At 36.7% G+C, this 6,090-nt stretch carries 4 protein-coding genes and 1 pseudogene; 4 read left to right on the forward strand and 1 reads right to left on the reverse strand.

Annotation, left to right across the window (positions count from 1 at the left end; genetic code table 11):
- Positions 1 to 154: 154 nt before the first annotated feature.
- Entirely contained in the window at positions 155 to 334 is a 180-nt protein-coding gene (locus ACN5L8_RS14985) for a DUF6435 family protein (protein WP_419173412.1), read from the reverse strand.
- A gap of 441 nt (positions 335 to 775) precedes the next feature.
- Between ACN5L8_RS14985 and ACN5L8_RS14990 the strand changes: the two genes are divergently transcribed.
- The 4 genes and pseudogenes from ACN5L8_RS14990 to ACN5L8_RS15005 form a co-directional block, all read left to right on the forward strand.
- On the forward strand, positions 776 to 4,123 hold the full coding sequence (locus ACN5L8_RS14990) for a hypothetical protein (protein WP_419173413.1): 3,348 nt from the start codon (positions 776 to 778) through the stop codon (positions 4,121 to 4,123).
- Entirely contained in the window at positions 4,104 to 4,565 is a 462-nt protein-coding gene (locus tag ACN5L8_RS14995; protein WP_419173414.1) for a hypothetical protein, read from the forward strand. Before ACN5L8_RS14990 ends, ACN5L8_RS14995 begins: the two co-directional genes overlap by 20 nt.
- Entirely contained in the window at positions 4,565 to 5,752 is a 1,188-nt protein-coding gene (locus tag ACN5L8_RS15000; RefSeq protein ID WP_419173415.1) for a response regulator, read from the forward strand. Before ACN5L8_RS14995 ends, ACN5L8_RS15000 begins: the two co-directional genes overlap by 1 nt.
- Positions 5,753 to 5,979: 227 nt before the next feature.
- A pseudogene (locus ACN5L8_RS15005) lies at positions 5,980 to 6,090 on the forward strand (LysE family translocator); the annotation flags it as partial.

The following is a 6,090-nucleotide window of genomic DNA, read 5'->3' on the forward strand; positions in this document are numbered from 1 at the left end:
CAGATGATCGGCAAACAGAGAAAATTGATGCCGGTTCTCGGTGTTCCGGTAAGGTTTACCCGCCATAAAGTCTGTAATCCTGTTCGATGACTTCAGGCGGGTAGTATAACCGGAATACTTTCACAGCCTCTCCGCGTGGTAATGCATACCGCCCTTACCTGGATTCCTCCGCCTCCAGCGCCGTAATCTGCTGATAGATCGCCTCCGCCTCCTCCGTCAGAAACGAATAACTTTTAATATCGCCATTACGCTGAGCCAGCATCGCCTGCTCCAGCTTAGCCGCGTATTCCTTTTTCAGTTTCTTGGTCGGGTCAGACTTAAAGAGAGAAAACATAGATGTACCGCCTGCAGTTAAAAAGAGTGTCAGGCTTGTACGGGGAAAGCAGGTAAGCAGATGTTGGGAGGCGAATACTCAGGACAGGGCTCGTTCCCACGTTCTACGTGGGAATGCCTACCGGTCTATCTGCCACACATCAAATACCTGCCTGAAAAAGATATCTAATACTTATTGGTGGGTTCCGCTAATTTAGGTGAACGGATAGACTGAAAAATCAAAGAATTACGGAAGTATGTGGATGCTCCATTTAACGGAACAGTCACCTGCAGCTCTTAGATTAAGAGCAAATAAACGCATGAGCGTATGGCAGGGAAGCAGTCAGATTGTAAGGTCTTAATTTCTATTGATCTAATCTTTCAGATACTATTTCTCTATTTGATATTGATGTTTTGAGTTGTTTGTTTCAAAACAAGGCTAAATTATATATGGATATTTATTTTGAAGAAAAGAAAGCCAAGTGCTATTGATAAAATTTTACGTTCAAGTAGTAGTCCAGAGAGTGCTATTAATAAAGCTTTTAATAATCTTTCGCCTAATAAAATACCTGTTTTCTTGTCAGTAGCATTGAAGAACTATCTTTTTGAAAGATCTTGCTATAGAGGGTTGGTTGATATTGAAGCAAAGGATATAAAAACTATTGGAGTGCCTAGGGAGCTTGTAGATAGGTCTGATGATCAGATATTTTATTTTAGTTTTGGTATTCTGTTTTTTTACCGAGATTACTTGGAGAACTTTGTAAGGTTAGAGAGGGTTTTTGAAGATGAGCTATTATTAGGTTCTTATAATAAAGCCGAAGAAGTTTTGGATGAAATTGAGAAGAACTATGGATCTTCTTTTTGGTTGGAAAATAATAAAATATCCCTTTCAAAATTGATGGGAACTGATGTTAACCATAAATACTCTAACGTAAGCGATCTTGCAAAGTTGTTTTTGAAGCAGCATGGTTTTAACTTGGATGAGTTAGATGGTGAGAGTATAACTAAGAGTTTTATTAGTCAGTTAGACGTTTTTGAAAATCAAGTCGTCAGAGATATAGCTGCATATAGGTTTTTGGGGTACAACCCGGAAGCTGATTTTGATAGATATAAGGTGCTAGCTATAGAATTCAACTCTAGTTTGATTGATGTGTACAAGGCGTTTGAGTTTTTAGTCCTTGAAATGTGCCTGAAAGGCACTGGTTGTGATAAAGAATATGATGGGTTAAGTTTTTTAAATTCAATTGGTCATAGGTATTATGGTTTAGTCGATACTTCTGCCTGTAAGTATTTTGATTCAAGGTTTTTTGATAGTTATACTTCGTCAAACTACGAGTCGGTATTTGATGAATTTGGTAATATTGATGATGATTTAGGTGTTGTTTATATCTTGTCAAAGACTGTTTCGTATATGGATGTAAGGTATATACCTAGTTGTTTTTTGCATCGTATTATAAACTATTTGGCTGATGTTGTTAGGAAGAAAAATAATTTTGAGTCTTCGTTTAACGTTTTGGGTAATATTTGTTGGGCATTTCGTTTTAGCTCATATTTTTATGGTGTTTATAATTTTTTGTTGTCTGAGGTTAAAGCGGATGGCTTTGTCTTTGGTTATGATCTTTCTAGCGTGTCAGCGAAATTTTCCAATATTAATACACCGCTAAAGTGCTACTTGGTACAAGGTGAAGTTTCTCCTTTAGAAGGGATGTTTGGTAGTACTTATAATAATTTTAACAATGTTCTTTTGTTTGGGTCTACTGATGATGTGCCGAAAGAATTAGATATAAGGCAGGTCAAATATATTGGAAGGAGGCTTGTTGGTTATGGTCGATATCAAGATGCTATTGATCTCTATGAAGAAAATGATATCAGTCATGATTGCGAGATGAAAAGAGATTACATGTTTGCTCTATGCAAAAATGGAAAGACGCTAAATGCTTTGAAGTTTTTTGTTGAGTTAGTTAGAGACCATGAGGGTGCGCTTGAATATTTTGCGATCAATGATTTGTATGAAAGAGCTATTGATGAAATATCAAGTGTAAAAGCTGTTGAATTGCCTTTGGTTTTGTACTGGTATGGTGTTATAAATAATAATAGTATTAATAAGAATGCAACCGCTATGGCGCTGGCTAACTACGTTAGATATAAAGGTTTAAGTGTGCCCAGTGACTTGTCATTCTCTGATGATGATCTAAATGTTGTAGAGTTTCTTGAGCATGTATGCAATAGAGATATTCTTGTAAAATCAATGCTATTTCGATATCAAGTTGATGCATTTGATGAGCGAATAAAGATATGTAATTTATTAAGCAGTAGAAAGATTGGAAATACAGATAAGCTGGTTTTCGAGTCTAAAGAACTTTCCAAGAGAAAGGTTTTAGATAGTGCTGCAAAGCAGGTGTCGAGTTCAAAAGTTTATGCAGATATAGACTTTGTTAGGACGAAAACCTGGGATGAATTTTCTGAGTGTTATAATGATTATATAAGCTGTGCTCCGCTAGATGATATTTATGAAAAAAGCCTTGCGGAGATTTATTTGAATCTTGAGAAAGGCAGTAAAGAAAGTTCAGTAAATAATGAGTTCGTAAATATTTTATCTAATCAATTGAGTGCCTACCTAAGTATTCCGGATAAAAGATCTAAGTACTTGTTTTCTATGATTAAGTGTGTTGTTGAAGAGTACTGCTTTGGGATTAAAGGTCTCAATGTTTATTTAAGTACCAGAGTTAGGCATGGGACATTGCTGACGACTTTATTAGGGCCGGCAATCGATGAAGGTGTTGTATCTGAAGAGGCAATTGATTTTGAAGCTGAACTGGTTCGTTTTATGCCTAATGTCAGTAAAGATGTTTTAGATGAGCTTTCGACTGCTCATAACATTTTTAATAAGGATATTATTAGCCTTGTCAGAGGATTCAGAGACGAAACAATACAAGTTACTGCGAACGGGAAAGGTACTGTAGACAATGCATTCAACTTCAATGTCGATGCCAAAGACTTATACCGGCTTCGTTCTTCTTTGAATGAGTATCCTTCTATAAATGAGTGCTGGGAGTTAATTAATCATTGGCTGGAAGAACGTTTGTCACAAGCATGCAAACGAGTACATGAGGAAATTGAACATCGAATTAGTGAAGACCTTGCAAAAATCACTGATCGGTTTATTTCGAGAGTCGAGAAAATATCCTCTGAATACTCTGTTCCAATTTCTCGAGAGTTTATTTCTAGGTTGGCGAAAGTTAGGAAATCTTTTTCGAGTCAATTATCTATAGTAAAAGGATGGTTTGTTATAGATAGCGCTATAGATGAAAGAGAGTATACATTTGATATTGTTACTGATATAGCTGGTACGATGTTGATGTCAAATTCCATAGAGATTGTTTCCACTGCGCAAATGAGGGTTTCCCATAAAGCTCTTTCTCCACTAGTTGATATTGTTTATAACTTATTGAGTAATGCAATGAAGCATTCTGTTTATGATAAAAAACAGTTAAGGGTTGGTATTGAAGCTGTTATGGACTCGGGTAGTATTGTTTTATCTATGACGAATAGTACTTTTTTTGATGGTGATATTGTTCAAGAAAATGTCAGATTGAGGAAGTATACAGAGGGTATGAATGACAGAAGTCTCCAAGATTTGCTACAAAAAGAGGGGGGGTCAGGTGTCGCAAAAATATCAAGTATTCTTAAACATGAGCTAGGTTCTAAAGGTGTGGTTAAGCTTGCTTATCTTGATAGTGAAACCTTCTGCTCTTCTATAACAATTAGTCTAGAATCTGGAGTAATCCTTAATGAGAATACTAATAGCTGAGGATGATAAATATAAGGCTGATGCCATTTTTTCATTTCTTGAATCAAGATTCGAAGATTTATCAGTCGATTTTGCACGTTCCTTTTCTAGCGCCTTATTCAAAGTGATCGACTCCGCTGAGGGATTTGATTTGATCGTTCTTGATATGAGTATGCCAAGTTTTGATGTATCCGAAAAGGATCCTTCAGGGGGGAATCCTGAAAGTTATGCAGGTGAGGACTTCTTGTCTCAAATGACATTGATGGGCCATAAGACACCTGTAATTGTAGTGACCCAGTATGATAGCTTTGGGACGGATGAAAAACAGATATCCCTTAGTAAACTAACTGAAAAGCTTTATAAAGATCATCGTGATGTATTTCGTGGAAGTATTTATTTTAATGCAGCTACGAATTCATGGAAAAATAAACTTTGGACTTTGATTGACGAGATTGTGTTTTAATGAATATATTGCTTGTAGAAGATAATTATGAAAAAGTAAATAGAATTCATGCCATCTTTGATGGCAAAAAAAAACCTGAAATTGTTTCAGCTAGAAGTTCAAGTGAGGCCTATTCACTTATGAAACAGTTTCAATATGATATTGTTATTTTGGATGTGCAAATACCGGATATTGAAGGAGGTGATGTATCTATATCCGGTGGTACTGACTTTTTATACAAAATTGCAGTATATGACGATATTTATATGCCTTATTTCGTTATGGGTTTAACAAGTCATTGTGATGGGTTTGATACTGTCAAGGATCTGTTTATGGCTCATGGGTGGCCCCTTTTTAACTTTGAGTCTGAGTATAAGGTCTGGTCTGATTTGTTGGTTTCTAAAGTAGATTGTATGTCGAAAAAGTCAAATGGCATAAGTGTCGATGTTGCTATAGTAACTGCTTTAGAACATACAGAACTTGAGGCTGTTTTAGATATTGATTGTTCGTGGTCTGCTGTTGTTATTGGTGGCTTGAAGTTTAATATTGGTTCCTTGGCTTTGGATAGTGGTCGTACGATTTCTTTGGCAGCAATTTCTAGTGATAGGATGGGTAGCTCTGCTGCTTCCTTTATCACTACAAAAACAGGTTTGTTATTCAAGCCAAATTTGATGGTAATGGTGGGGATTTGCGCTGGTGTTAAAGGTAAGGTTGATTTAGGCGATATTGTCGTCGCTGAATGCGTTTGGGATTGGAGTGCTGGTAAAATAGTAGAAGATAAAGAAAACTCTACTGAAAAATTTTTGCCAGAACCGCATCAAATATCATTGTCTCGGAATCTTAAGAATAAAATAAAATTATATGCTTCCAATGAGGCTAATTTAACTTCGATTTATAAAGACTGGGAAGGTGAGCGTGGATCTACTCCACCCAAAGTTCACTTGGCGCCAATGGCTTGTGGCTCACAAGTTGTAGCTAATCAATCGATAATCGATAAAGTTTTAGAAGGCAATCGTAAAATGCTTGCTTTGGAAATGGAGTCATATGGTTTTATGAATGCATGTGAATCAATGGAAATAGATTCCTTTGTAGCAAAGTCTGTATGTGATTATGCTGACAGTGAAAAAAATGATGCAGTCCATAATTATGCTGCATATACAAGTGCGAAGTTTGTAATTGATTTTTTAAAACGCAGTTACGGTAATTGAAATGCACTAATAGATCCTTTTATCTCACATAGCCACGATGTATCAGCTTTTTAAACGATATCTTTTTACAGTTTCTAAAAACGGTCGAGCTATGCTGGCCGTTTTTCTTTCCATCTCAAAATTCTATCCCACTACCAGATTAATTTTTAGCACTCGAAGCTCCGATAACCCAGCTATTATAGTTCCTTAAACAGGATGCCTAACTCCCCAACCACCGGAGACCTAAAATGGATTTAAATGCTATTTTCGCCTTTATCGCCGTGGCGACTTTGCTGGTGATCTCTCCGGGGCCGAATGGCTTTCTGATCGCTAAGACGGTTCCTCTCTCCGGTCATCGG

The organism is Halobacteriovorax sp. (genome assembly GCF_048381875.1).
In the GTDB taxonomy this organism is placed as follows: Bacteria; Bdellovibrionota; Bacteriovoracia; order Bacteriovoracales; family Bacteriovoracaceae; genus Halobacteriovorax_A; species Halobacteriovorax_A vibrionivorans.